This is a genomic window from Nostoc sp. 'Peltigera membranacea cyanobiont' 210A (assembly GCF_002246015.1).
Lineage (GTDB): Bacteria > Cyanobacteriota > Cyanobacteriia > Cyanobacteriales > Nostocaceae > Nostoc.
Map to the genome: position 1 here is coordinate 1 of NZ_NOLJ01000023.1, position 4,991 is coordinate 4,991.

Below are 4,991 nucleotides of genomic sequence, written 5' to 3' on the forward strand. Positions count from 1 at the left end.
CTCTTCCTACCTCCTACTTCCTACCTCCTGCCTCCTGCCTCCTGCCCCCTGCCTCCTTCCCAATCCACAATCTAAAATTGGTAGTCAAGATGCAAACATAACTAGGAAATTAAAATTTTCCCGTTAAGATTAACAGATAAAGTCTCACTAGGCGAGTTAATTACCTACATCTTTCGTTAAGTTAAGTAATTTCATGCATAATCAAGTGTCTGATAACAACTCTAGTCAACAACCCGATAATTCTTGGATCGCAGAGCTAGGTAGAACAATTGTATTGAGCATTGTTCTAGCTCTAGGAATTCGTACCTTTGTTGCCGAAGCACGCTGGATTCCTTCTGGTTCAATGGAACCGACTTTGCATGGTACGCCAAACCAGTGGGAGGCAGACAAAATTATTGTCGATAAGTTGAAGTATAAATTTGCTGACCCGCAGCGGGGAGACATAGTAGTATTTTCACCGACCAAAGAGCTGCAAAAAGAACAATATCAAGATGCTTTTATTAAACGTATAATTGCCTTACCTGGAGAAAAAATACAACTTAAGGATGGCAAAGTCTATATCAACAACAAACCTCTCCCAGAAGCCAATTACCTCAGTTCTGGGCAGACTACAGTTATTGATGTTTGCCAATCAGGGCCACAGCCACCTTTTTTGGCTAAACCCCAGACTATACCAGCCGATTCATATTTAGTACTGGGTGATAATCGCACCAGTAGTTATGACAGCCGCTGCTGGGGTGTTGTCCCCCGCCAGAATATTATTGGACGTGCTGTAGTTCGCTTCTGGCCTTTAAATCATGTTGGCGGAATCGATAAATCGCCAGTATATCCATAAATTAACAAACAATATTGCTCAAATAGCTCATTAACAAAAGAATTTTAGATTTTAGATTGGGGACTATTAAATCACCAATCTAAAATCCAAAATCCGTCTTGAGAAGTTCAGTTCGCTCTTTGCGAGATGCTGCGAATTTTCGCCAAATCTCAAATCCAAATATTGCTATGACTGAAAACGAAAAGGATACAAACCCCTAAATTTATTTATGGGTGTCCAAAATGTTTGAATTTTGAATACTTCTCCTGGCGGAGAGGCTACGCCAACGACAAGCTCAGTACAAGTTTTGAATTTTGAATTCGGAGCGAAGAGACGTGACGCCTTACCTAGCTAAGATTTTACTGTATCCAGTTAAATCCCTGGATGGTGTTGAAGTTGAGAACTCTAGAGTTCTTGCCAGTGGCGCACTACAGTATGACCGCGAGTTTGCCATTTTTGACGAACAAGGTAGATTTGTCAATGGCAAGCGTCATGCTAAAATCCATTTACTAAGGGCACAATTTGCACTCTTAAATAGAACTATCTCGTTGCAAATCCCCGATCGCAACTTACAACAAATTTTTCATCTGGATGAGGAACGGCAAGCATTAGAAGCAACTTTGAGTGATTATTTTGAGTTTGCTGTCACATTGGGACAAAACTCTTTGATGGGTTTTCCTGACGATACACACTCACTTGGCCCAACGGTAATTAGTACGGCTACATTGGCAGAGGTAGCTTCTTGGTTTCCTGGTTTAAGTGTAGATGAAATGCGCCGTCGGATGCGTGCCAACATCGAGATTGCTGGTGTACCAGCATTTTGGGAAGATCGGCTATTTAGCGAACAAGGTGATTTAGTCTCTTTTCGAGTGGGAGATGTAGACTTTTTTGGGGTTAACCCATGTCAGCGTTGTATAGTCCCAACACGCAATTCTTACTTAGGGGAAGCTTACCCAAACTTTCAAAAAATCTTTACAACCCAGCGACAAGCAACTTTGCCAAATTGGGTTGCTTCATCGCCTTTTAATCACTTTTATCGGTTGAGTATAAATACCCAATTATCCCCATCATCCGCGGAAAAAATTTTACAAATCGGCGATGAAGTTGACATAAATATACAACAAAGTTAACATTTCGTCAAAATAAAAAATACAAAGTAAATTTTTTATATTTTTTTTTGTTTATGCTGTGTATTTGCATAACAATTCTAAAATTGCTGTAATTAAATATAAGTTCTTGTACAAGTCCAGTGGTTTCCAGTCCAGAAAATCAACACATCAGCAATTAAAAATTAAATTTAGGATTAGGTGCTAATGGCAACCTGAATTTTAGAATGGCATACTGGAGCTTATTGGTTAAATTTCAGTTCATCTGAGAAAATTAGTGGAAATATTGCCAGATAAAACTGAGCAAATTCAAGTGCGATGGCGTATCCATATAGACAATTTCTATAGTGGACTACTCCTGTGCAAAGTTTGAAAATTAGGCGTTGGAGGAAGTCAGCCAGCCAAACAATTATAAGTATTTCGTATTATTTTATACTAAAAATATAAAATTTTCATGAAGAGCGATGTCTGCCGTAATTCTACTTATATAAAATGTAGCTAGCACGGCAAAATGCACCTAGTAGATGCTGGGGAAGAATAAAACTACAATGTTATCCAAACTTCAGCCCGTCAAATCATTTAATCGCTTAGTTGGCAAAGTTTATGCCAAGATGCCCCTGAGATATGTTCTGATTGTGCCCTTTATCTTGCAAATTTGTGGTGCGGTGGGACTTGTGGGCTATCTTTCGTATCAAAACGGCCAAAAAGCGGTAAAGGAGCTTGCTACTCAATTAGAAAATGAAATCTGCGATCGCATTGAACAGCATCTTGATAGCTATTTAACAACTCCGAATCAAATCAATCAAATCAACTTAGATGCAGTTGAGCTAGGTTTGCTAAACCTTTCTGACTTTCAAACCACCGGCAATTACTTTTGGAAACAAATGCAGGTTTTCAATATTGGCTACAACAGCTTTGCCAATCCCAAGGGTGAATTTATCGGTGTTGAACGTTTAGATAATGGGAAGCTTTTGATCAATGAAGTGAGTGAAAAGCGCGGTATAGGAAAACTCTATGTTTATCCTACAGACAACCAAGGAAATCGCCGCCATTTACAGGAAGTCAAAAATTACGATCCTCGCTCAGAAGCTTGGTATACAGATCCAGTTAAGGTAGGCAAACGAGTTTGGAGTCAAATTTATCAATGGGAAGATAAACCAGAAATTTTATCCATATCTTCCAGCTATCCTGTTTACGATAAAAATCGCAAATTTGTTGGGGTGATTAGTGTTGATTTGCTCTTGTCACAAATCGGCAAGTTTTTAGCTAAGTTAAAAATCAAAGGGTCGGGTAAAACTTTTATTTTAGAGCGTTCTGGGTATATAGTGGCTTCTTCTACTAGCGAGCCACCATATACGATCGTTAATGGTAAAGGAAAACGTCTATCAGCATTAAATAGTCAAAATTCTTTAATTAAACTCACAACACAGTCTTTGATCGAACGTTTTGGCAGTCTTAAGTTTGTTGTAGGGAAGCAACAGCTAAGTTTTACCGCCGATGGAATGCGTTATTTTGTACAGGTAAAAAGCTGGAAGGACGAACTGGGTTTAGATTGGCTAATTGTGGCGGTGATTCCCGAAGGCGAATTTATGGAGCAAATTAATGCCAACACCCGCATCACGATTTTGCTGTGTATAGTTGCTTTTTTAGTGGCTACAAGAATTGGGATTTTGACTGCTCGTTGGGTAATTAAGCCGATTTTACAATTAAACAGATCGGCGAAGAAAATTGCTCAAGGTGAATGGGAGGAAACACCAGACATTCAGCGTTCCGATGAACTGGGGGAACTAGCCAAATCATTTGCAACTATGGCAAAGCAACTACAAGCATCCTTTAGTGCTTTAGAAGCAAAGAATGCCCAGATGCAAGTTTTGAATGAGGCGCTATCTCATAATCAGAGTCAGCTAACTCAATTTTTAGAAGCCATACCGGTCGGTGTATTTATCATCGATGCTGAAGGTGAACCTTATTATACAAATCAGATTGGGCAGCAAATTCTTGGTCAAGGAGCGATCGCAGAAGTTAAAGTCGAAGAATTGTCAGAGATATATCAAGCTTACCTTGCCGGCACAAATCAACTTTACCCCAGCGATCGCTTGCCGATTTTGAGAGCATTGCTTGGGGAAAGCATCAGGGTTGATGATATGGAAATTCGCTGTTGTGGCAATATTACTCGCATTGAGGTTTTAGGAAAGCCAATTTATGATGAATCGGGGAATGTGGCTTTTGCGATCGCCACATTTTTTGATATCACCCAACGCAAACAAACAGAAAAGTTATTAGCAGAATACAATCGCACCTTAGAGGCTCAAGTAAAAAAACGTACTGAAGAGTTCCAGCAAGTTATCGAACAACTGCAAACCACCCAAAAAGAACTGATTGAATCGCAAAAAATCGCTGCACAGGAACAACAAGCAGCTGTTCGGGAAGCGGCGCGAAGTGCTGCCGCCAACCTCGCCAAAAGCGAATTCCTTGCTAACATGAGCCACGAACTGCGTACCCCACTCAATGCCATTCTTGGTTTCACCCAAGTCATGAGTCGAGATTATTCGCTATCTAGCGAACATCAAGAAAACTTGGCAATAATTAATCGTGCTGGCGAACATCTCCTCAAATTAATTAACGACATTCTCGAAATGTCTAAAATCGAAGCTGGCAAAATCACATTAAATTGCAGTAGCTTTGACTTAATTCATTTGTTGAAAAACTTAGAAGAGATGTTGCACTTGCGTGCTGCATCTAAAAATTTAGAATTAGTGTTTGAATATGCGCCAGATATTCCTAAATACATAGAAACGGACGAAAATAAACTGTGTCAAGTATTACTCAACCTGTTGGGAAATGCAATTAAATTTACCGATCGAGGGAGAGTGACGCTAAGGGTGAGACTGGGAGCAGGAGAGCAGGGGAGTAGGGGAGCAGGGGAGCAGGGAAGTAGGAGAGAATAATAATTCCTGACGAATGACAAATGACAAATGACAAATGACCAATAACAAATGACAAAAATCTTACTAGTTGAAGATGATGAATTGTTTCGGCTTGGTTTGCGGATGCGGTTGCAACAAGAAACC

Annotated in this window: 3 protein-coding genes and 1 pseudogene; all 4 read left to right on the forward strand. The window is 39.9% G+C overall.

Features of this window, described 5'->3' with window-relative positions; translation table 11 throughout:
- The first annotated feature begins 193 nt into the window (after positions 1-193).
- On the forward strand, positions 194-835 hold the full coding sequence (gene lepB / locus CDG76_RS35580; protein WP_094353513.1) for a signal peptidase I: 642 nt from the start codon (positions 194-196) through the stop codon (positions 833-835).
- A gap of 314 nt (positions 836-1,149) precedes the next feature.
- Positions 1,150-1,944: an MOSC domain-containing protein gene (locus CDG76_RS35585; protein WP_094353514.1), complete on the forward strand. Its 795-nt coding sequence runs from the start codon at positions 1,150-1,152 to the stop codon at positions 1,942-1,944.
- A 524-nt stretch (positions 1,945-2,468) separates the two neighbouring features.
- Entirely contained in the window at positions 2,469-4,868 is a 2,400-nt protein-coding gene (locus CDG76_RS35590; RefSeq protein ID WP_094353515.1) for a histidine kinase dimerization/phospho-acceptor domain-containing protein, read from the forward strand.
- A 48-nt stretch (positions 4,869-4,916) separates the two neighbouring features.
- Positions 4,917-4,991 (forward strand): annotated as a pseudogene (locus CDG76_RS38900) (DNA-binding response regulator); the annotation flags it as partial.

What these genes read in the sequence shown, in the direction of transcription:
- lepB (WP_094353513.1), top strand. Translation starts at nt 194, where the DNA reads ATGCATAATCAAGTGTCTGATAACAACTCTAGTCAACAACCCGATAAT.
- CDG76_RS35590 (WP_094353515.1), top strand. Translation starts at nt 2,469, where the DNA reads ATGTTATCCAAACTTCAGCCCGTCAAATCATTTAATCGCTTAGTTGGC.